This window comes from Kitasatospora sp. NPDC032150 (assembly GCF_055579945.1).
This window is the reverse complement of record NZ_JBVIMH010000032.1, coordinates 66,521-87,524: the sequence shown is the minus strand read 5'-3', so window position 1 is coordinate 87,524 and position 21,004 is coordinate 66,521. Positions and strand designations below refer to the sequence as shown.

Annotated in this window: 16 protein-coding genes and 1 pseudogene; 5 read left to right on the top strand and 12 right to left on the bottom strand. The window is 72.8% G+C overall.

The window, feature by feature from the left end; all coding sequences use genetic code 11:
* Positions 1-247: 247 nt before the first annotated feature.
* The 5 genes from ACZ5ON_RS28895 to ACZ5ON_RS28875 all read right to left on the bottom strand — a co-directional run bounded on the left by ACZ5ON_RS28895 (position 248) and on the right by ACZ5ON_RS28875 (position 7,140).
* Positions 248-2,380, bottom strand: a complete 2,133-nt coding sequence (locus tag ACZ5ON_RS28895) for a 3-hydroxyacyl-CoA dehydrogenase NAD-binding domain-containing protein (protein ID WP_465598853.1) — start codon at positions 2,378-2,380, stop codon at positions 248-250.
* A 2-nt stretch (positions 2,381-2,382) separates the two neighbouring features.
* Positions 2,383-3,600, bottom strand: a complete 1,218-nt coding sequence (locus tag ACZ5ON_RS28890) for a thiolase family protein (protein WP_465598851.1) — start codon at positions 3,598-3,600, stop codon at positions 2,383-2,385.
* 355 nt (positions 3,601-3,955) lie between these two features.
* Positions 3,956-5,206, bottom strand: coding sequence for an HRDC domain-containing protein (locus ACZ5ON_RS28885; protein ID WP_465598849.1), 1,251 nt, complete (start codon positions 5,204-5,206; stop codon positions 3,956-3,958).
* A 251-nt stretch (positions 5,207-5,457) separates the two neighbouring features.
* Positions 5,458-6,174 carry a helix-turn-helix transcriptional regulator gene (locus tag ACZ5ON_RS28880; protein WP_344635188.1) on the bottom strand — a complete coding sequence of 239 codons (717 nt, stop codon included), beginning with the start codon at positions 6,172-6,174 and terminating at the stop codon, positions 5,458-5,460.
* Between the two features lie 321 nt (positions 6,175-6,495).
* The gene (locus ACZ5ON_RS28875; RefSeq protein ID WP_465598846.1) at positions 6,496-7,140 is read right to left on the bottom strand and encodes a DUF3000 domain-containing protein; all 645 of its coding nucleotides are present in this window, start codon (positions 7,138-7,140) and stop codon (positions 6,496-6,498) included.
* A gap of 145 nt (positions 7,141-7,285) precedes the next feature.
* Between ACZ5ON_RS28875 and hemE the strand changes: the two genes are divergently transcribed.
* The gene (gene hemE / locus ACZ5ON_RS28870) at positions 7,286-8,386 is read left to right on the top strand and encodes a uroporphyrinogen decarboxylase (RefSeq protein ID WP_465598844.1); all 1,101 of its coding nucleotides are present in this window, start codon (positions 7,286-7,288) and stop codon (positions 8,384-8,386) included.
* 66 nt (positions 8,387-8,452) lie between these two features.
* On the opposite strand, the gene ACZ5ON_RS28865 is transcribed toward hemE, so the two are convergent.
* Positions 8,453-9,226: an SDR family oxidoreductase gene (locus ACZ5ON_RS28865; protein ID WP_465598842.1), complete on the bottom strand. Its 774-nt coding sequence runs from the start codon at positions 9,224-9,226 to the stop codon at positions 8,453-8,455.
* Between the two features lie 150 nt (positions 9,227-9,376).
* On the opposite strand from ACZ5ON_RS28865, the gene ACZ5ON_RS28860 reads away from it, so the two are divergent.
* From ACZ5ON_RS28860 to hemQ, 3 genes are read left to right on the top strand one after another with little or no spacing between them, the layout of a single operon-like run.
* Positions 9,377-9,964 carry a Uma2 family endonuclease gene (locus ACZ5ON_RS28860; protein WP_465598840.1) on the top strand — a complete coding sequence of 196 codons (588 nt, stop codon included), beginning with the start codon at positions 9,377-9,379 and terminating at the stop codon, positions 9,962-9,964.
* 33 nt (positions 9,965-9,997) lie between these two features.
* Positions 9,998-11,401, top strand: a complete 1,404-nt coding sequence (hemG, locus tag ACZ5ON_RS28855; RefSeq protein ID WP_465598838.1) for a protoporphyrinogen oxidase — start codon at positions 9,998-10,000, stop codon at positions 11,399-11,401.
* Positions 11,398-12,111 carry a hydrogen peroxide-dependent heme synthase gene (gene hemQ, locus ACZ5ON_RS28850; protein ID WP_465598836.1) on the top strand — a complete coding sequence of 238 codons (714 nt, stop codon included), beginning with the start codon at positions 11,398-11,400 and terminating at the stop codon, positions 12,109-12,111. The genes hemG and hemQ overlap by 4 nt, the downstream gene beginning before the upstream one ends.
* 157 nt (positions 12,112-12,268) lie before the next feature.
* On the opposite strand, the gene ACZ5ON_RS28845 is transcribed toward hemQ, so the two are convergent.
* The 3 genes and pseudogenes from ACZ5ON_RS28845 to ACZ5ON_RS28835 form a co-directional block, all read right to left on the bottom strand.
* Positions 12,269-13,024 (bottom strand): TIGR04222 domain-containing membrane protein, encoded by a 756-nt coding sequence (locus ACZ5ON_RS28845; RefSeq protein ID WP_465598834.1) that lies wholly within the window; start codon positions 13,022-13,024, stop codon positions 12,269-12,271.
* An 80-nt stretch (positions 13,025-13,104) separates the two neighbouring features.
* Complete coding sequence (locus ACZ5ON_RS28840; protein ID WP_465598832.1) at positions 13,105-14,196, bottom strand: TIGR04222 domain-containing membrane protein; 1,092 nt, start codon at positions 14,194-14,196, stop codon at positions 13,105-13,107.
* A gap of 60 nt (positions 14,197-14,256) precedes the next feature.
* Positions 14,257-15,532: pseudogene (locus tag ACZ5ON_RS28835) on the bottom strand (MbnB/TglH/ChrH family RiPP precursor modification enzyme).
* A gap of 268 nt (positions 15,533-15,800) precedes the next feature.
* Between ACZ5ON_RS28835 and ACZ5ON_RS28830 the strand changes: the two are divergent.
* Positions 15,801-16,715, top strand: coding sequence for a GNAT family N-acetyltransferase (locus tag ACZ5ON_RS28830; protein ID WP_465598830.1), 915 nt, complete (start codon positions 15,801-15,803; stop codon positions 16,713-16,715).
* Between the two features lie 50 nt (positions 16,716-16,765).
* Here ACZ5ON_RS28830 and ACZ5ON_RS28825 read toward each other — a convergent pair whose 3' ends face one another.
* The 3 genes from ACZ5ON_RS28825 to murC form a co-directional block, all read right to left on the bottom strand.
* A complete protein-coding gene (locus ACZ5ON_RS28825; protein WP_465598828.1) occupies positions 16,766-18,910 on the bottom strand; it encodes a restriction endonuclease in 2,145 nt (714 codons plus the stop codon).
* 179 nt (positions 18,911-19,089) lie between these two features.
* A complete protein-coding gene (msrB, locus tag ACZ5ON_RS28820) occupies positions 19,090-19,494 on the bottom strand; it encodes a peptide-methionine (R)-S-oxide reductase MsrB (RefSeq protein ID WP_344635200.1) in 405 nt (134 codons plus the stop codon).
* A 21-nt stretch (positions 19,495-19,515) separates the two neighbouring features.
* Positions 19,516-20,940, bottom strand: coding sequence for a UDP-N-acetylmuramate--L-alanine ligase (murC, locus tag ACZ5ON_RS28815; protein ID WP_465598825.1), 1,425 nt, complete (start codon positions 20,938-20,940; stop codon positions 19,516-19,518).
* Positions 20,941-21,004: the final 64 nt, after the last annotated feature.

The window sequence follows — 21,004 nt, the reverse complement described above, 5'->3', positions numbered from 1 at the left end:
CTCCCCCGAGCGCACTCTCCTGGCAAACCCCACACCTTCCCCCCCCACTTCTTTCGGTTGGTCGCACACCCCCCCCACCCCCCCCCTTCCCCCCCCCCCCCCCCCTCCCCCCCCCCCCCCACGGTGTTGCTGCGGCAGCTCTTCCTCGCTCGCCTCCGGGCGCTCTCGCCCCGATCCCGACGCTCCTCACGACCGGACCCTCCCCCAGCCTCCGGCCGGGGGACCCCCTCGGCTCGCGAGGGGCGGCTCAGGCCGTCGGCACCGAGGCCACGCCCGGGGCCAGGAAGCGCTTGCCGTTGACGCGCTCCGAGACGCCCTCACGGTCCAGGTACGGGGTGAGCCCGCCCAGGTGGAAGGGCCAGCCGGCGCCGGTGATCATGCACAGGTCGATGTCCTGCGCCTCGCCGACGACGCCCTCGTCCAGCATCAGGCCGATCTCCTGCGCCACGGCCTCCAGGGCCTTGGCGAGGACCTGCTCCTCCGTCAGCACGGTGTCGCCGAAGGACAGCAGCGCCAGGACCTCGGGGTCGATGACCTGCTGGCCGTCCTGCCAGACGTAGAAGCCGCGCTTGCCGGCCTTGACCAGCTTGGTGAGGTTCTCGGAGACGGTGTACCGGTCCGGGAAGGCCGCGGCGAGGGTCTCCGACACGTGCAGGGCGATGGCCGGGCCGACCAGCTCCAGCAGCACGATCGGGGACATCGGCAGGCCGAGCGGCAGCACGGCCTTCTCCACCGTCTCGATCGGGGTGCCCTCGTCGATGGCACCCTGGATCGCGTCCATGAAGCGGAGCAGGATCCGGTTCACCACGAACGCCGGGGCGTCCTTGACCAGAACGGCGGTCTTCTTCAGCTTCTTGGCGACAGCGAAGGCGGTGGCCAGCGAGGCGTCGTCGGTCTTCTCCGCGCGGACGATCTCCAGCAGCGGCAGGATCGCGACCGGGTTGAAGAAGTGGAAGCCGACCACGCGCTCCGGGTGCTGGAGCTTGGACGCCATCTCGGTGACCGACAGCGAGGAGGTGTTGGTGGCCAGGATCGTGGTCGGCGAGACCACGGCCTCCAGCTCGGCGAAGACGTTCTGCTTGACGCCCATCTCCTCGAACACGGCCTCGATCACGAAGTCCGCGTCGCCGAAGGCGACGGCCTTGTCCAGGTGGCCGGAGACCAGGCCCTTGAGCTTGTTGGCCTTGTCCTTGCCGATCCGGCCCTTCTCCAGCAGCTTGTCGATCTCGCCGTGGACGTAGCCCACGCCCTTGTCGATGCGCTCCTGGTCGATGTCGGTCAGCACGACCGGCACCTCCAGGCGGCGGGCGAACAGCAGCGCCAGCTGGGAGGCCATCAGGCCGGCGCCGACGACGCCGACCTTGGAGACCGGGCGGGCCAGCGACTTGTCCGGGGCACCGAAGGGCCTCTTGGCCCGGCGCTGCACCAGGTTGAACGCGTAGATGCCGCTGCGCAGCTCGCCGCTCATGATGAGGTCGGCCAGCGCCACGTCCTCGGCGTCGAAGCCCGCCTGCAGGTTCTGGTCCTTGACCTGCTGGATGATGTCCAGCGCCTTGTAGGCGGCGGGAGCGGCCCCGTGCACCTTGGCGTCGGCGACCATCCGGCCCCAGGCGACGGCGTCGTCCCAGGCCTTGCCGCGGTCGATCTCCTCGCGCTCGACGACCGTCTCGCCCTTGAGGACCTTGGCCGCCCAGAGCAGCGACTGCTCCAGGAAGTCGGCCGGCTCGAAGATCGCGTCGGCGATGCCGAGCTCGAAGACGTCCTTGCCCTTGAGCTGCTTGTTCTGGCTCATCGAGTTCTCGACGATGACCTTGACGGCCTTCGCCGGACCGATCAGGTTCGGCAGGATGGTGCAGCCGCCCCAGCCGGGGACCAGACCGAGGAAGACCTCGGGCAGCGAGAACGCAGGGACGCCCGCGCTGACGGTGCGGTAGGTGCAGTGCAGGCCGACCTCGACACCGCCGCCCATCGCCGCGCCGTTGTAGAAGGCGAAGCTGGGGACGGGCAGCGCGGCGATCCGCTTGAAGACCTCGTGGCCGCCCTTGCCGATGGCCAGCGCGTCCTCGCGCTCCTTGAGGAGTTCCACGCCCTTGAGGTCGGCGCCGACCGCGAAGATGAACGGCTTGCCGGTGACGGCGACCGCGACGATCTTCTGCTCGGCGGCCTCGGCCTCGACCTGGTCCAGCGCCTCGGACAGCTTCAGCAGCGAGCCCGGGCCGAAGGTGGTCGGCTTGGTGTGGTCGAAGCCGTTGTCCAGGGTGATCAGCGCCAGCCTGCCCGCCTGCAGCGGCAGGTCGAGGTGGCGGACGTGCGCGGTGGTGACGACCTCGCCGGGGAACAGCTCGGCGCCGCGGGTCAGCAGCTCAGTGGTGCTCGTCATCGTCACTTACCACCCTCGAAGTGCGGGTTCTCCCAGATGACCGTTCCACCCATGCCGAAGCCGATGCACATGGAGGTCAGGCCGTAGCGGACGTCCGGGCGCTGCTCGAAGCGCCGGGCCAGCTGGGTCATCAGACGGACGCCGGAGGAGGCCAGCGGGTGGCCGAAGGCGATCGCACCACCGTACGGGTTGACGCGCTCGTCGTCGTCGGCGATGCCGAAGTGGTCGAGCATGGCCAGTACCTGGACGGCGAAGGCCTCGTTGACCTCGAACGCGCCGATGTCCTCGATCGTCAGGCCGGCCTTGGCCAGGGCCTTCTCGGTCGCCGGGACCGGGCCGATGCCCATGACCTCGGGCTCGACGCCCGCGAAGGCGTAGGAGACCAGGCGCATCTTGACCGGCAGGCCGAGCTCCTCGGCGACGTCCTCGGCGGCCAGCAGCGAGGCGGTGGCACCGTCGTTCAGGCCGGCCGCGTTGCCGGCGGTGATGTTGCCGTGCGGGCGGAACGGGGTCTTGAGGCCCGCCAGCGACTCCATCGTGGTGCCCGGGCGCAGCGGCTCGTCGACCGTCGCCAGGCCCCAACCGGTCTCACCGATCTCGGGGTTGGTGTTGCGGATCGCGATCGGCACCAGGTCGGGCTGGATGTCGCCGTTGGCGTACGCCTTGGCGGCCTTCTCCTGGGAGCGCACGGCGTAGGCGTCGCAGCGCTCCTTGGTGATGTGCGGGAAGCGGTCGTGCAGGTTCTCCGCGGTCATGCCCATGAACAGGGCGGACTCGTCGACCAGCTTCTCGGAGACGAACCGCGGGTTCGGGTCGACGCCCTCGCCCATCGGGTGGCGGCCCATGTGCTCGACGCCACCGGCGACGACGATGTCGTACGCGCCGAAGGCGATGCCGCCCGCGGTGGTGGTGACGGCGGTCATCGCGCCGGCGCACATGCGGTCGATGGCGTAGCCGGGAACGGACTTCGGCAGTCCGGCGAGCAGTCCGGCGGTACGGCCGATGGTCAGACCCTGGTCGCCGATCTGCGTGGTCGCGGCGATGGCGACCTCGTCGATGCGTTCGACGGGCAGGTTCGGGTTGCGGCGCACGAGCTCGCGGATGCACTTGACGACCAGGTCGTCGGCGCGGGTCTCGTGGTAGATGCCCTTCGGGCCGGCCTTGCCGAACGGGGTGCGGACGCCGTCGACGAAGACGACGTCCCTCGCGGTACGAGGCACGGGGGCTCTCCTCCCAGGGGACATGACGTTAGCGCAGTCGACGTCACAGATGGAGCGGCGCTGCTTCACGGCCATGCTACCCGCCGGTAACTAGCTTGCCCAGGGGCAGCACCCCCATCACCCCATGTGTCCCGCACCACGTCAATCGGCCTGGGAACGACCGGGTACGCGGACAGGGGCGCGGGGGAGCGCGAGCCGGAAGGCGACCGCCGCCGGGCCCGAGCCCGCACCGGCGGGATGCCGTACCCCGCCCGGTGCGGGCCGGCACGGCACCCCTGCTCCCGCTTCGCGCGTCTCCCCGCGCCCCTGATCGTTCACCCGCCTGCCCGGAGCTCAACCCCGGGCGGCCGGAGTCTCAGTCCCGGACCGTCCCGTTGGCGGCCTTGACGAACACCGCCGAGATGGCCGGAGCCACCAGGTCGACCTGCCAGTTCCGGGCGCCCAGCGCCAGCAGTGCCGACCCGACCGCGTCCACCGTGAGCACGGCCGGCGGCTCCCAGCAGACCCGTCGCACCAGCTCCGGGGTGATCAGGTTCTCGGCCGGCAGCCGCTTCGCCTCGGCCAGCTCGGTGACGGCCGCGCGGGCCCCCGAGAGCCGCGCCGCGGCCACCGGGTCCTTCTCCGCCCAGGCCCGCGGCGGCGGCGGCCCGTCATGCGGCGCGGTGGCCGGCGGCAGCTCGGTCTCCGGGACCTCCCGGGCCCGGTCCAGCGCGGCCAGCCACTGCTCCAGCTGCCGCCGGCTGATCCGCGGCCCGAACCCCTGAACCATCTGCAGTGCGGCCACGTTCTGCGGCATCGCCAGGGCCGCGTTGACGATCGCGGCGTCCGGTAGCACCCGCCCGGGCGAGACGTCCCGCTCCCGCGCGATCTTGTCCCGGGTCTGCCACAGCTCCCGGACGGCGGCCAGCTGACGGCGGCGCCGCACCTTGTGCAACTGCGAGGTGCGGCGCCACGGGTCCACCCGGGGGGCGGGCCTGGGTGCGTCGGCGATGGCGGCGAACTCCTCCAGGGCCCAGCCGAGCTTGCCCTGGGCATCCAGCTCCTGTTCGAGTGCGTCCCGCAGCTCGACCAGCACCTCGACGTCCAGGGCGGCGTACCGCAGCCAGGGCTCCGGCAGCGGACGGGTCGACCAGTCCACCGCGGAGTGCTCCTTGGCCAGTGACAGACCGAGCACGCTCTCGGTCATCGGGCCGAGTCCGACCCGGGGGAAGCCCGCGATCCGGCCGGCCAGCTCGGTGTCGAACAGCCGGGACGGACGCATTCCGACCTCGGAGAGGCAGGGCAGGTCCTGGGTCGCCGCGTGCACCACCCACTCGGTGTCGGCCAACGCGGTGCCGAGAGCACTGAGGTCGGGGCAGGCGATCGGGTCGATCAGCGCGGTGCCGGCGCCGGCCCGTCGCAGCTGGATCAGGTACGCCCGCTGTCCGTAGCGGTACCCGGAGGCCCGCTCGGCGTCGACGGCGACCGGGCCGCTGCCCGCGGCGAAGGCGGCGATCGTCTCGGCGAGCACCCGCTCGTCCACCACCACGGGTGGCAGTCCCTCCCTGGGCTCAAGGAGCGGGACCGGGGCTGTCTCTTCTGGGATGGCTGCTACGGCGTCGGTCACCCCCCAAGAGTACGACGGCCGCCGGAACCGGGAAGGTTGTCGGACTGGTCAGAAGGTACTCAGACGTCCTCCTGCCCAGTCGACACGCTCAACGACGCGCCCAAGTTCGCCCGGATGGCCCCCCGCCCGGACGGACCTGACCTGGGCGTCAGGGAAAACCGGCAGCCCGGAGGAAACGTTCCTCCGGGCTGCCAACCGAACTGTCTGTCGTTGCTGGGGGCTGCGGTGCGGCACGCGGACGCCGGCGGAGCTCAGTGGATGATGCCGGTCCGCAGGGCGACCGCGACCATTCCGGCCCGGTCCCCGGTGCCCAGCTTGCGGGCGATCCGGGCCAGGTGGCTCTTCACCGTCAGCGCGGACAGGCCCATCGCGACGCCGATCGCCTTGTTGGACTGCCCTTCGGCGACCAGCCGCAGCACCTCCACCTCGCGGCCGGACAGCTCGCGGTAGGCGGCGGGCTGCACACCGGGTGCCCCCGGGGCGCCCGGTGCCCCCGGGGCACCGACCGCACCGGGCATGCCCGGCATCCCGGGCCGCCGCATCCGGCCGCCAAGTCCGGCGGCACCGAGCGGCAGCCCGGGACGGCCGGGCATGGCGATGTTGGTGCGGGTGCCGGTGACCACGTAGCCCTTGACACCGCCCGCGAGCGCGCTGCGGACCGCGCCGATGTCGTCGGCGGCGGAGAGCGCCAGGCCGTTGGGCCAGCCCGCCGCGCGGGTCTCGGCCAGGATGGTCAGGCCGGAGCCGTCCGGGAGGTGGACGTCGGCGACGCAGATGTCGCGCGGGGTGGCGACTCGGGGACGGGCCTCGGCGATCGAGGAGACTTCGATGACATCGCGGACACCGAGCGCCCAGAGGTGCCGGGTGACGGTGTTCCGGACACGGGGGTCGGCGATGACCACCATCGCGGTGGGCTTCGTCGGGCGGTATGCGACCACGTTTGCGGGGTGCTCAAGAAGGACCGACACCAGGGGCCTCCTGCGGGGAGTGGCGGACGGAACCCCGAGGGGGCGGTCGGGTCGTTCCGCGTTGGAAAGGGTCACAGACACCTTCGGCATCAACCGTGCCCGGCTTTAGCGAAAGATCACGATCTAGTGAGTAACAATACGGACAAATCGCGCAAATGACTGATGCGACATGCCCTGAAATCGCACAGATTCGATCGAAAGCAACGCTTACCGATCAGGACTGGACGGCGAATTGACGCAGACCGGGGTCGAAGTCACGCGGCGTCAGTCCTGCGGGTGGCGTTGACCGCGGTCGGCCTCGAACGGGCCGTCCGTCGCTCCTCAGTGGGAGCGCGGGCGCCGCCGCGCGGGCATCGGGACCACCCCGCCGAGTGACGGCGAGTCCGACAGCGGTGCCACCGTGCTCGGCGGCAGGCCGGCGCAGGCGCAGAGCAGATCGCCCCAGGCCGCCAGGTGCCGCTCGAACCGGCCGTCCGCCGGGGTCCAGGAGGCACGGATCTCGATCTCGGTGGACGGCTCCCGGTCGGACAGCGCGCCGAAGTAGTGCGAGGAGGCGTGGGTGACCGTGCCGCCCGGCTCGGCGTAGCCGGCGCCGTGCGTCCGCAACGCGTCCAGCAGCCAGGACCAGCCCACCTCGGAGAGCATCGGGTCGTCGGCGATCTCGGGCTCCAGCTCGGCCCGGGTCAGGGTGACCACCCGGAAGTCGCCGTGCCAGGCCTCCTGGCCGGCCGGGTCGTGCAGCAGTACCAGCCGGCCGTCCGCCAGCTCCTCGCCCTCCACCTCGACCGTGGCGGTGAGCGCGTACGCGTAGGGGGCCAGCCGCCGGGGCGCCGGGGCGGGCGAGAGCTGCACCTCGGGCCGCAGCCGCGCCGTGCCGAGCGCCTCGACCGCTGCGCGGAACTCGATCGGCGCCGACTCCTCGCCCGTTCCACCACCTTGTGCGGGGTGCCCGCCGACCGCTGCCATGAGCGGAAGCCTAGGTGGGCCGACGCCGCAATCCGAGCACATTTCGCACCTGCGGCGCGCCGGGGCGGGTGCACTCGAAGATCTTGGAGGGACCCACGACTCGCCGTCGGGGGCGCGGCACGGGACACATGCGAAGATTTGCACCGTGAGTGAGACTTCCGCGGCGACCCCGCCAGCCCAGACCGGTCAGCATTCCCCCGCGCGCCGGGGCGCGGCGTACGACTCCCCGTTCCTGCGCGCCGCGCGCCGCGAGCCGGTGCCGCACACCCCGGTGTGGTTCATGCGCCAGGCCGGCCGCTCGCTGCCCGAGTACCTCAAGGTGCGCGAGGGCATCCCGATGCTGGAGTCCTGCACCCGGCCCGAGCTGGTGAAGGAGATCACCCTCCAGCCGGTGCGGCGGCACAAGGTGGACGCGGCGATCTTCTTCAGCGACATCGTGGTGCCGCTGAAGGCCATCGGCGTCGGCGTCGACATCGTGCCGAAGATCGGCCCGGTGATCGCCGACCCGATCCGCACCTTCGACGACCTCCAGCGGCTGCGCCCGCTGGAGCCGGACGACATGCCCTACGTCACCGAGGCCGTCGGCATGCTGGTCGAGGAGCTCGGCACCACCCCGCTGATCGGCTTCGCCGGCGCCCCGTTCACCCTGGCCAGCTACCTGGTCGAGGGCGGCCCGTCGAAGAGCCACGAACAGACCAAGGCCATGATGTACGGCCAGCCCGAGCTGTGGGCCGCGCTGGTCGACCGGCTGGCCGACATCACCGCCGCCTTCCTGAAGATCCAGATCGAGGCGGGCGCCTCGGCGGTCCAGCTCTTCGACTCCTGGGTCGGCGCGCTCGCCCCGGACGACTACCGCCGCTCGGTGATGCCCGCGAGCACCAAGGTCTTCGAGGCCGTCGCCCGCTACGGCGTGCCGCGGATCCACTTCGGCGTCGGCACCGGCGAGCTGCTGCACCTGATGGGCGAGGCCGGTGCCGACGTGGTCGGGGTGGACTGGCGGGTGCCGCTGAACGTCGCCGCCGAGCGGGTCGGCCCGGGCAAGGCCCTCCAGGGCAACCTCGACCCGGCCGTCCTCTTCGCACCCACCCGCGTGGTCGAGACCAAGGCCCGCGAGGTGCTGCACGCCGCCCAGGCGCTCGGCGACAGCGGCCACATCTTCAACCTCGGCCACGGAGTGATGCCGAACATGGACCCCGACGCGCTGACCAGGCTGGTCGAGTTCGTCCACGAGACCAGCGCGCGGTAGCGGCCCCTCCCGGGCAACCGGCAGGCGCCTTCGCGGAGCTGCCCGGTTGCCCGGTTGCTTGGGGGCTCAGCGGGTGAACCGGGCAGCGAGGTACTGCTCCCAGGTGCGCCGGCCCACCGCGCGGTCCGGCGCGGTGAGCGCGCCGGAGCGGAAGGCCGCGCCGATCCTCCCCGGGATGCGCACCGCCAGCACCGGGCGGCGCCGGCCCGCAGCCCGCAGCCACCCCCTGGCCAGCTCGGCCACCGGGTACACCCGGGGGCCGGCCAGGTCCGGCACCCGGCCCGCCGGTGCTCCGAGCGCCAACTCGACCAGCCGGTCGGCCACTTCGCCCTGGCTCACCGGCTGGCAGGCGGTCACGGACGGCACCGGGACCACCGGGAGCCGGGACAGCACCCCGAACGCCGCGTTGAGCAGTTCGGGGAACTGGGTGGCGCGCAGGTTGGTCCAACCGAGTTTGGAAGCCGCCAGCATCCGCTCGCCCTGCAGTTTGACCGCGTAGTAGGGGTAGGGGATCCGGTCGACGCCGACGATCGAGATGTTGACGACGTGCCCGACCCCGGCGCGCTCCGCCGCCGCGAGCAGGTTCTCCATGGCGGGTACGTCCTGCTTGAAGTGCCGGGCGTCGCTGGCGCAGTGGACGACCGTACGGACGCCGTCGAGCGCCTCGTCCAGCCCGGTGCCGGCCGCCAGGTCGCCGGTGAACCAGGCCACCCCGGGATCCTCGGGCAGCGCCGTCCGTCGGGTCAGCGCCCGCACCGGCACCCCCGTCCCGCGCAGGCGCCGCACCACCTCGCGCCCCAGCACCCCGGTCGCCCCGGTCACCAGCACCGTGTTCTCCATCGTTCCACCTCTCCGTGTCGTACTGCCGTCGGCGGGAAGGGGACAGGGCAGGACGGTCGGATGTGACAGTCCACCTCGAACGAATTTTCCGAGGATGATCCCGGGGTGATTTCGTGGCGTCGGCTTTGCGTCGGCGACTAGCTTGTAGCCATGAGCGAGCTGCCTGACTGGATGTATCCGCCCCGCGAGGAGGGCTGGTTCGCCGAGGATCTCGACGGTCTGCCCAACCTGCCTCGGCACACCGAACTCGTGGACGGAGCACTGGTCTTCATGATGTCCCCGCAGCGGTCCTGGCACAGTCGGGTGATCTCCGGGCTGACCCACGCGCTGGAACCCCAGTTGCCGGACGGCATCGAGGTCGAGCGGGAGATGACCATTCGGCTGGACAAGCGGAACCGCCCGGAGCCCGATCTGGTCGTGACCACCGCGGCTTACGAGCCTGACCGGACGTGGTTCGCTCCGTCCGACGTCGTGCTGGTGGTGGAGGTCGTGTCACCGGAGTCCGCTCACCGCGACCGGACCGTCAAGGTGCGCAAGTATGCCGAAGCGGGGATCGCGCACTACTGGCGGATCGAAGAGGAGGCGGGCCTGCCGGTTGCCCACGTCCTGGAACTCGAGGAATCCACCTCGGCCTATGTGTCGGCCGGGATTTTCCGGGGGACCCTCGACCGGCGGGTTCCGTTTCCGGTGAAGATCGATCTCGATCGGCTCGACAGATCGCCGCGCCGCACCGAGTGAGGCCTCCGGTGTTAGCTCTGCGAGACTGCGGGAATGGTTGAACCTCATGTCGTGGTGATCGGCGGCGGGATCGCCGGGCTCACGGCCGCGTACGCGGCGAGTGCGCGGGCCAGGGTCACGTTGCTGGAGGCGTCCGGACGGTTCGGCGGGAAGCTGCGGGCCGGTGAGGTCGGCGGAGTGCGGGTCGACCTCGGCGCCGAGTCGATGCTCGCCCGCCGGCCGGAGGCGGTGGAGCTGGCCCGGCAGGTCGGCCTCGCCGGGGCGCTGGAGCCGCCGAGCACGGCGAAGGCCGCGATCTGGACCAGGGGAGCCCTGCGGCCGCTGCCCGGCGGACAGGTGATGGGCGTCCCCGGTGACCTGGACGCGCTGACCGCCTCCGGCGTGCTCTCCGAGCCGGGCCTGGACCGGGTCAGGCACGAGCTGGCCACGGCCCCGGTGGGGTCGGACGTCTCGATCGGCGAGTACGTCGCGGCGCGGCTCGGCCGCGAGGTGGTGGACCGGCTGGTGGAGCCGCTGCTCGGCGGCGTCTACGCCGGGCACGCCGACGAGATCTCGCTGCGTGCGGCCGTCCCCGCGCTGCTGCCCGTGGCCCGCAGCGGCGGCTCGCTGCTGGAGGAGGTGCGCGAGCTGACCGCTCGGTCCACCAGTACCGGGCCGGTGTTCCAGGGCATCGAGGGCGGTGTCGGCACCCTCCCGGAGGCGGTCGCCGACGCCTGCCGCAAGGCCGGAGCCGAGCTGCGCACGGACAGCGCGGTGGACGAGCTGCGCCGCACCCCCGAGGGCTGGCGGATCGTCACCGGCGACGAGGTGCTGCACGCCGACGCGGTGGTGCTGGCCGTTCCCGCCCCGCAGGCCGCCCGGCTGCTGCGCGCCGACGCCCCGGGCGCGGCGGCCGAACTGGACACTGTCGAGTACGCGGGCATGGCCCTGGTCACGCTGGCCTTCCGCCGTGCCGACCTGACCGAGCCGCTGACCGGCAGCGGCTTCCTGGTGCCGCCGAACGACGGCCGCTCGATCAAGGCGTCCACCTTCTCCTCCAACAAGTGGGGCTGGCTGGACCGCGGCGCACCGGACGCCTTCGTGCTGCGCACCTCGTTGGGTCGCCACCGCGAGGAGGAGGCGCTCGACCTGCCGGACGAGGAACTGGTGGCCCGCTCGCTGGCCGACCTCGGCGAGGCGGTCGGCCTGCGCGCGCGCCCGTACGACACCGCGGTCACCCGCTGGCGCGGCGGTCTGCCGCAGTACCCCGTGGGGCACCTGGAGCGGGTGGAGCGGATCCGCGGGCAGGTGGCCCGGGTCGGCGGCCTGGCGGTCTGCGGGGCCGCGTACGACGGGGTGGGGATTCCGGCCTGCATCGCCGGAGCCCGCCGGGCGGTCGACGAGGTGCTGACCCCGGCGATCGGTACACACGTAACGGAAGGGACAATGGGCACATGACTGAGTCCACTGAAACGCAGCCCGAGAAGAAGAAGGCCCGGGACCTGAACAAGGTCATCCGCTACACCATGTGGTCGGTGTTCAAGCTCAGGAGCGAGCTGCCCGAGGACCGTGCCGCGCTGGCGGCCGAGGTCGAGGAGCTGTTCGAGCAGCTGGCGGCGAAGGACGTCACGGTGCGCGGCACCTACGACGTGTCCGGCCTGCGCGCTGACGCCGACGTGATGATCTGGTGGCACTCCGGTGACTCGGACAACCTGCAGGAGGCGTACAACCGCTTCCGCCGCACCGGCTTCGGCCGCGCCCTGGAGCCGGTCTGGTCCAACATGGCGCTGCACCGCCCGGCCGAGTTCAACAAGTCGCACATCCCGGCGTTCCTCGCCGACGAGCGGGCCCGCGAGTACGTCTGCGTGTACCCGTTCGTGCGCTCCTACGAGTGGTACCTGCTGCCGGACGAGGAGCGGCGCGCGATGCTCGCCGAGCACGGGCAGATGGCCCGGGGCTACCCGGACGTGCGGGCCAACACGGTCGCCTCGTTCGCGCTCGGCGACTACGAGTGGCTGCTCGCCTTCGAGGCGGACGAGCTGCACCGGATCGTGGACCTGATGCGCGACCTGCGGCCGTCCCGGGCCCGGCTGCACGTCCGCGAGGAGGTGCCGTTCTTCACCGGTCGCCGCAAGCCGGTCGCCGAGCTGCTGACCGGCCTGGTCTGAACCTTCGCGCCTGACCGCGCCGACCCCGGGGCACGCCGACCCCGGGGCACGCCGACCCCGGGGCACGCCGACCCGGGGCACGGGGAACCGCGTGGGCCGCCCGCCACGAAGGTGGGCGGCCCGCGCGGTTCCCCGTACCCGGCCGGACAGGCCCTAGCTAGTTGCGCAGGGCGGCGCGCAGGCGGGCGTCCTGGACCGCGGCGGGGCCGACCATGGCGACGGCGGTGAGCAGTTCCTGTTCGGCGCCGGCCGGGTCGGGGCGGACCGAGTGGAGTACCTCCTGGCCGGCGTGGGTGGCCCAGCGGGTGTAGGGGTGGACGTCGACCCGGGCCATCAGCAGCGTGCCGCTGGTGAGTACCAACGGCAGGGCGAACCAGGCGACGGCGGCTCCCGTGTCCGCGCCGTCGGGCGCCAGCGCGATGGACGCTCCGAGGAGGAGCAGGCTCAGCAGCAGTGCCAGCCGCACCTGCCGGACCGCCATGGAGGTGGCCTCCTTGATGACCGCCGGGGTGGCGAGTCCGGCCAGCACCAGCCGTCCGCCGATCTCCAGCACGGCCGGGTGGACGGCGAGTTGCTCGCGGAGCTCGGAGGTCCGGCACTGCCCCTCGGGGCCGATGCACTCGATCAGCGCCCGCTCCAGCAGGTTGCGGCCCTGCGGGTCCACCACGGTGGTCCAGCCGGTGTGCGCCAGGTGTAGCCGGCCCTGAGCGGCCATCAGCACCAGGGCGAGATCGACGACCCGGGCCGGACCCCCGGCCAGGTGCGCGGTCTCGTACAGGCCGATCCCGGTGGCGTCGCCGGGCCGGCCGGTCTCGGCCCCGGAGAGTGCGTCTGCGGTTGCTGCGACCTTGACCAGCCGGAAGCAGGAGAGCGTGGCGGTGAGGAACGCGGGTATCAGAAGGAGCAACCACATGGGGCTGTTTCTAGACCTGACGAGCCGTTCGGGGAAGTGAATTTCCGGTTCGCGATACCGAACTGTGACCGATGCACGGGTTACGAACCGCAACTTGAGCCGCAGCTGGATCCGCAACTGCTGTGCCCTGACGAGCAGCTGTGCCCCGACGAGCAGCTGTGGCTGGACGAACTGCTGTGACCGGACGAGCTGCTGTGGCCGGAGGACGAGCCGCAGCCGCTGGACGAGCCGCAGGACGAGCCGTGGTGAGAACCGTGGTGCGAGCCGTGGCGCGAGCCGCCCGGACCGGCGTCCGGGGTGGCGGACGAGCACCAGGCCACCGCCGCCGCCCCCGCGTCGAGGCCCCCGCCGTAACCGGAGTCGCCCGAGCCGCCGCCGACGCTTGCGCGAGCCCGCTTCCGCATGGCGGTGCGCAGGTCCTCGTCCTTCAGGGACTCGACCCCCTCCAGCGCCAGTGCGCCCAGTGCGGCGGTGGTGTCGGCGTCGGCCCCGGGGACGGCCGGCTTCCACGGTGAGGAACCGGTCTTCATCAGGCCCAGCTGCCGCAGCCCGGCCGGACTGACCCGGCTCTTCCCGGGCCTGGTGGTGGCCAGCCAGACGGCCCCGAGCAGCAGCAGTCCGAGGAAGGCGAAGAACGGCGGCGCGCTGGTGGCCCGCTCCCCGGCGGGCCGGAAGGCCCAGCCGAGCCCGGTCGCCAACCCGACTATCAGGGTGACCAGCAGGGACAGCTGCAGGAAGCGCCGGGCCCGGACGGCGGCGCGGTGCAGCTCGGGCCGCCGCATCAGCCCGCGTTCCGCCAGCCGGTCGCCGATCCGCTGGATCTCCGGGCTGCGCATCACCGCCCGGCGCAGCAGGTCCACTTCACTCTGCCGGCCCGGCCCCGCGGCCCTTATCAGTACGGCCTCGGCCGGGTCCTTCGGCGCGGGGTCGGTCACGGTGGCCAGACCGTCCCGGGAGACGATCAGCCGGCCCTCCCGCTGCATCCGGACGATCACCGCCTCCGCCGCCCGGGCCGGGCCCCCGGCGAGGAAGGCGGCGTCCGGCAGCGGCAGTGCGCGGCCGGGCAGGCCCTGCGGCTTCGGTACCCGCCGCATCCGCTGCAGCGCGACGGACGTCCACAGGCCCGTGCCCACCACCAGCGTGGTGGCGGCGGCGAACTCGGTGTACCACATCTCATGTCCCCCGTAGTTGAGTTGAAGCAGCCGGCGGTGCTCGGACCCGCCGGACGGGCCCTAGCCGTGGAAGCGGCGCCAGCGGCGGCGGGGCGGTTCGGCGGGCCGCAGCCAGCGCTCCAGGGCGGGCCGCCAGGGAGTGTGCGGTGCGCCGACGGCGGCCCAGTCGACCGCCCATTCGGCGAAGGCCCGCGCATCCGCCCGGCAACCCTCGACGGCCGGGCCCTGCTGCGCGTACCGGCGGAACAGCGGACGGTAGTCGTCGCCGAGGATCCGCGCGACCTCGGGTGCCACCCGGGCCACGGTGTCCCGCCGTTTGGCGAGCAGGCCCCGGGCCTGGACGCGCACCTGCTCAGGGTCGAAGCCCTCCGGCACCGGGCCGCCCGAGACCAGCGCCGCCAGTAGCTCTGCCTGCCGCCGGGCCAGCCGGGCGCGGGCCACCACCAGCTCCGGGTCGCCCGCCCTGACCAGGTACTCGAAGTGCTCAGACATGCTCCAGCCTTCCTTCCAGCACGGCCCGGATCGCGTCGAGCTCGCCGGCCAGTTCGGCGGGTGGCGGGTAGTGGTCGTCACGTTCCAGCAGGACGCCGGGCGGCAGCGCCCGTTCGCAGAGCCGGGCCAGGACCTCCAGCACGGGCTCGGTCACCGGGTGGGAGTGGGTGTCGTGCCAGACCCCGTCGACCTCGATCCCGCCCGCCACATGGACGTAGGCGACGGCCTCCAGCGGCAGCCGGTCGAGTTCGGCGGCGACGTCCAGGCCCAGGTTGACCCGGTTGGTGTGCAGGTTGGCGACGTCGATCAGCAGCCGCACGCCGGTGCGCTCGACGAGCTCGGCCAGGAACTCGGCCTCGGTGAACTCGTCCTCGGGCCAGGCGAGATGGGCGGCGATGTTCTCCAGCGCCAGTGGAACCGGGAGTTCCTGCTGGGCGATCCGGACGTTCTCCGCGATCACCCGCAGCGAGTCCCGCGAACGCGGCACCGGCAGCAGGTGGCCCGCCTCGACCCCGGCCGCCCGGACGAACGCCAGGTGCTCGCTGACCAATGGCGCGTCCAGCGCCTGAGCGGCCGTGGCCAGCCGCGACAGGCGCTCGGGGTCGGGCAGTTCACCGCCGCCGAGACCGAGCGCCACCCCGTGCGGGACGACCGTCACACCGCGTTCCCGCAGCACCCGCAGCGACTCGGGCAACCCGCCGGCGCGCAGCTGGTCGAGGCAGAGGTTCTCGGCGACCACCTCGACCCAGTCCAGGCCGGGCAGTCGCTCCACCACGGTGTCGATCTCGGCCCGCCAGCCGATGCCGACTCCCAGGCGGGGCAGGGCAGTAGCAGCAGACGTCATGGGATGCGCCCCCTTCGGAGGGCTCGCCGAACAGCGTCGGACAGAACGGTGGGACAGGTGGGACAACGGGCACGGAAGCTGTGCCGCACGAGTGTCTTCGGACCGCGGAGAGGGCCTCGTCGCGCTCTCACGCCTCGTTGCCGAGGGTCTATCCCCGCCGGGTCGTTGCCAACCCGCACCCGGCAAACTCAGAGCTGAACTTGAGCTTTCCGCCGCACCCGGAAATTCAGCGGCACCCGGGTGGTTCCGGGGCTACCGTGGTCGGCCTATGAATCTGACGATCCGTGGCTTCCGTCCCGAAGACGCCGAAGCGGCCGCCGCCGCGTACAGCGCGGGCCGCCCGCACCTGCTGATGACGCCCGAGGCCGTCCGCTGGAGGGTGGGTGCGGCCGCCCCCGACCAGCACTACCGGCTGCTGGTCGCAGAGTTGGACGGCCGGGTGGTCGGCACCGCCCGCTGCATGGTGCACGCCGAGGCCAGTGTGAAGGGCCAGGGCGGCATCAACGTCAGCGTGCTGCCCGAGTACCGGGGCCGGGGCGCGGGCGGGGCCCTGGTCAGGGCGGCCGAGCAGCACCTGGCGGCACACGGGGTGAACCGGATCCACTCCTGGGTCGACGACGAGCCCGCCGCCCGCCGCTTCGCCGCCGACCGGGGCTACCGGGCCGGCCGCAGCGCGTACTTCGCCCACCTCGACCTCACCTCGGGCCTGCCGCCCGTCCCCGTGCTCCCGCCGGGCGTCGAACTGCGCACCGCCGACGACTACCTGGACGATCCCCGCCCGCTCTACCTGCTGGACATCGAGGGCAGCCGCGACGAGCCCGGAGACCTGGACGCGGCCGACCACGACTACCAGGACTGGCTCGCCGACACCTGGGGCCGCCCCGATCTCGACCGCGGCCTCACCACCGTCGCCGTCCTGGACGGCCGGGAGGCCGCCCTGGTGGTCGCCGAGACCGACGGCGCCCACCGCTACTGGTCCGCCTTCACCACCACCGGCGCCCGCTACCGGGGCCGCGGCCTCGCCAAGCTCGCCAAGGCCCACTCCCTGCACCTGGCCCGCGCCGCCGGCTACACCGACGCGTACACCAGCAACGACGCCACCAACGCACCGATGCTCGCGGTCAATGCCTGGCTGGGGTACGAGCGCTGCGCCTGCGAGTGGAAGTACATCCGGGAGCTGTAGGGGCGCGCGTTCAAAACGAAGGACCGCGCGGCCGGGGCCGGGGGCCGCGGTCAGGAGACCTCGACGCCATGGGCGCGGGCGAGCCCGGCCAGGCCGTCGGACCAGCCCTGGCCGACCGCGCGCAGCTTCCAGACCTCGTCCGGGGTGCCCGCCCGGTAGCGGTACAGCTCGGCGACGAGCATGGCCTTCACCGCCGGATCGGCGGGCGGCCGGAAGGCCCAGGCCGAGCCGCCGGCCCCGCACACCTCCAGCACCGCGTCGCGCAGCTCGGCGCAGCTGGTACCCGAGTCGGTGTCCATGTTCACCGAGACCGCCACCCGGTGGACGGCCGCCGGCAGCGACCGCAGCCGGACGACGGCGCTCTCGGCGGTCCGTCCGCCGTCCGCGGTCTGCCTGGGGTGCAGCGTCACGGCGCCGTGCTCGGCGCTGCGCTGGTGGTAGAAGACGAAGTCCCCGTCGCCGCGGACCGTGCCCCGGGCGGTGAGCAGCAGCAGCGTGAGGTCGGCCTCGGCTCCGGCGGAGCCGAACCGCACCGACAGCTCGGCGAGTTCCGCCTCCGGCAGCACCACGTTCGCACCGGGCGTCAGCAGCACCGGCTCGGCTGCGGGTGCGGCCCGGCCCGGTCCGGGCTGCGCCGGAACGGACACCGTGGCCGGGCCGAGCCGCCCGGGCAGGCCGTTCTCCTTGAGCAGCTGGACCAGCATCGGTCCGTCGATCAGGGTCAGCGGCTTGCCCTCGACCCAGCGGCGGGAGCCCGGGCCGAAGCCCGAGGTGGTGACCAGGATGCCCTTGTTGGCGCCGAAGTGGGCCATGGTCGCGTCCAGGTCGCGGACGGCGGTCGGGCTGACCGTCTTGCGGTAGCGCTTGGCCTGGATCACGTACAGGCCGCCGGTGATCGGGTCGGGGTTCTCGGCGATGACGTCCACGCCGTCGTCCCCGCTGCGCTCGGTGGTGCGGGTCTGGTAACCGAGCCGCCGGAACAGCTCGGCGAGCAGCTTCTCGAAGTCCAGCGGGTCCATCTCGAAGAGGTCGGGATCCTCCTCGGACGCATCCGCCCGGAAGCTGCCGACCTCCTCGGCGAGCCGTTCGGTGCGTACCGGCTCCGACTTCTCCGGCCGGGCCGAGAGCCGCCCCTGCAGGCCGTCGACCAGGCAGTCGACCGGTTCGACCCGGTCGAGCGCGACCGCGCCGAAGACCGCCCGCTCGACCGCCACCGAGACCAGGTAGCGCTGCTCCTCGCGCCCGGTGGCCGGGTCCACCGCCTCCACGTAGCCGTTGAACACCACCGAGGCCAGCCGCCCCTCACCGTCCGCCAGGAACAGTTCGGCGAGCACTCGCAGCGCGCACTGGGCCAGCACTTCGCGGTAGACCGCCTTCCGCTCGGCGGCGGGCCGGGCGACCTCGGTCTCCTGGTCGGTGGACTTCACGTAGCGGTACCTGGCGGTCTCCGGGACCACCTCGAAGCCAGGCAGCCGCCAGTCCACGACGAGCTGGCCCGTGGCCTCGTCCCAGGCGGTCACGCAGTCCTGCCAGAACCCCTCGGGCCAGTCCTCGCGCCAGCGGAGCGCGGTCTCGAAGAACTCGGCCACCGCGCTCGCCGAGCCGTCGCGCAGCTCGGCGGCCAGCCGGACGGCCTGCTCGGCGTGGCCGGCCGCGGCCCGGCGGCGGTCGTCGGCCCAGACCTCGTACTGCGCCCGGTACTGGTCGAGTTGGTGCCGCCGCTGGTCGTCGGCGGCCTGGGCGGCGTGCCAGTCCTGTTCGAACCGGGCCCGGGCGTGCGCGACCTGCTCGTCGTGTTCGCGGCGGGCGGCCGGGTTCAGCGCCTGCACACCCGTCAACGGCGGTACCAGATAGCGCGACTGGTCCGGCGGCGGGACCGGGACGCCGAGCGGCCCGGGGTCGAACGGCGGCACCACGACGGGGCGTTGCAGGTTCGCCAGGGCGAACACCGGCCCGCCGAGCCCGGTCTGGAGCACCCCGCGCAGCGCGGCCACCCGCTCGTCCAGCTCGGCGGTGCGCCGGGCGGCGTCCGACTCCCGGCCCTGCTGGTACGCCCGCAGCGCCTCCTTCTGCCCCTGCGCGGCGGCTCGTTGGGCCTCGCGCTGCTCGCGCTCGTACTGCCGCTGGGCGGCCACCGCGGCCCGGCGCTGCGCCTCTTGCTGGCGGGCCTGCTGACGCTGCGCCTCAGCCAGCATGGCCAGTACTCCCGAGCTGCGTCGCCGTGCCACCGTGGTCCTCTCTCGCCCGTCCCTGACAGATGATCAGTCTCTCAGACGAGCGGAGCCGCCGGTGTGCGGAGCGTGCCCCCGCAAGCGTGCGGAGGAGCTCTCAGGGGCGTCGTCCCGCGCCCTGAGAGCTCCCGCGCGAAGGGTTCCTACTCCGCGGGCTTGAGCCTCAGCGAGATGCTGTTGATGCAGTACCGCTGGTCGGTCGGGGTGCCGTACCCCTCGCCTTCGAAGACGTGCCCGAGATGCCCGCCGCAGCGCGCACAACGGACCTCGACCCGCCGCATGCCGTGCGACTCGTCGGCCAGGTACTCCACCCGGTCCCCGGCGAGCGGCGCGTAGTACGAGGGCCAGCCGCAGTGGCTGTCGAACTTGGTCTCGCTGCTGAACAGCTCGGCGCCGCAGGCCCGGCAGCTGTACACGCCCACCGTCTTGGTGTCGGTGTACTCACCGGCGAACGGCCGCTCGGTGCCCGCCTCGCGGAGCACGTGGTACTCCTCGGGGGTCAGCTGCGCACGCCACTCGGCGTCGGACTTCTCGATCTCGTAGCTCATCGCGGGCTCCTCGTCCGTCGGTCAGGCGTCGGTTGCAACGCCGGCGAGGTGGGCCAGGCCCCGCAGGCTTTCCAGAATGGCCGGTCCAAGGTTGGTGACGTCTCCCGCACCCATGGTGAGCAGCAGGTCGCCGGGCCTGGTGAGGGAGGCCAGGTGCGCCGGGGCGGCGGCGAAGGAGTGCTCGGCGGCGACCTCGGCACCGGCCCGGCGGGCCGCGTCGATGATCAGCTCGCTGGTGACGCCGGGGATCGGGTCCTCCCGGGCGGGGTAGATGTCGAGCACCAGCGAGGCGTCGGCCAGCGCCAGGGCCCGGCCCATCTCCTCGGCCAGCTGCTGGGTCCGGCTGAACAGGTGCGGCTGGAAGACCACCAGCACCCGGTTGCCGCCGGCCGCCTCGCGGATCGCCTCCAGGTCGGCGGTCATCTCGGTCGGGTGGTGGGCGTAGGAGTCGATCACCTGGACGCCCGCGGCCTCGCCCTTGAGCTGGAGGCGGCGGCGGACGCCGGTGTAGCTGCCGATCGCCTTGGCCAGGTCCGCCGCGGGGATGCCCAGCGCGACGCCGGCGGCCAGCGCGGCGACCGCGTTGTGCGCGTAGTGGCGGCCGGGGACGGAGACGGTGAAGGTCAGCTCGGCGCGGTCCAGCAGGACGGTGACCTCGCTGGTCATGCCGCGCGGCACCACCGAGAGCACCCGGACGTCGGCGTCCTCGGCCGCGCCGACGGTGACCACGTTCAGCCCGTCGCGGCCGCGCACCCGGCCGGTCAGCTCGCGGGCACCGGGGTGGTCGGCGGAGATCACCAGGGTGCCGCCGGCCACGATCCGGCCGACGAAGGTCTCGAAGGACTCGTAGATCTCGTCCATCGACGCGTAGTTGGCGTGGTGGTCGAGCTCCACGTTGAGGATGATCGCGACCTCGGGGGCGTACTTGTGGAAGCTGCGGTCGCTCTCGTCGGCCTCGGCCACGAAGATGTCACCGGCGCCGTGGTGGGCGTTGGAGCCGGGTGCGTCCAGGTCGCCGCCGATCGCGTACGAGGGTTCGAGGCCCAGCTCGGCGAGGCTGACGGCGAGCATGCTGGTGGTCGTGGTCTTGCCGTGGGTGCCGGCGACGGCCAGCGCCCGGCGGCCGCCCATCAGCGCGGCCAGCGCGTCGGAGCGGTGCACGATCGGGATGCCGCGCTCCCGGGCGGCGGCCAGCTCCGGGTTGTCGTGCCGGATGGCGCTGGAGACCACCACGTTGCTGGCCCCGGCCGGCAGGTTCTCGGCGGCGTGGCCGACGTGGACCTCCGCGCCGAGCGCGCGCAGCGCCAGGACGGTCTCGGACTCCTTGGCGTCGCTGCCCGAGACCTTGGCGCCGCGGACCGCGAGGATCTTCGCCAGCCCGGACATCCCGGCGCCGCCGATGCCGATGAAGTGCGGGGCGTGCAGGTCGTGCGCGGCGTCGTTCAAGGCGTGCTCCGTACGAAAATCGGGCCGGCGGGTGTGGCCGAGTGGGGCCGGCGGCATGGCAGAA